1 protein-coding gene is annotated in these 562 nt (G+C 71.0%); it reads right to left on the bottom strand.

Features of this window, described 5'->3' with window-relative positions:
* Positions 1-478, bottom strand: a 478-nt coding sequence (locus tag AC01Y6_RS11125) for a hypothetical protein (protein ID WP_476671593.1), incomplete at its 3' end; no start/stop codon positions are given.
* Positions 479-562: the final 84 nt, after the last annotated feature.

Consider the following 562-nt stretch of genomic DNA (forward strand, 5'->3'; position numbering starts at 1 on the left):
GTCCGGCGAGGAGGAAGGTCTGCTCCCCCCTCCTCCCCTCCGCGAGGGTGAAGAGGAAGGGTCCCCGGACCTCGGTCTCCACCGGGAAGAGGCCCTCGGGCAGGGGCGGAAGCCCCGGCCTCGCCTTCAGGTAGGCCTCCCGCCACCGCCCGAGGAACGCCCCGTTCTCGTAGGCCCGTCGCCTCAGGGCGGAGAGGGCCTCGCGTGAGGCCACGGCCAGGAAGGCCTCCCTGGTCTTCTCGGCTTCCAGGCCGGGGGCGGCGAGGACGAGCGCCTTCCCGTAGTAGACTCCCGCGGGTCTGCCTTTCACGCCGAGGACCGCCACCCCGAGGACCCTGGCGTTTTCCTTTCCCAAAAGCTCCAGGCCCAGGCGGGCGATCCCCCCTTCGGGGGCTTGCGCCCCCCGGAGGAGGGCGAGGAGGGCTTCCCGCTCGTGGGGGGTGAGGGAGCCCTCGAGGCGCCGGAGGACCCTTTCCACGCTCTGGGGACGGTCGAGAGTGCAGGTCTCCTTCACGTCTACATTCTGCCCGCGCTAGGATGAGGATAGGAAAACCCCTGCCCC

The organism is Thermus sp., assembly GCF_056332225.1.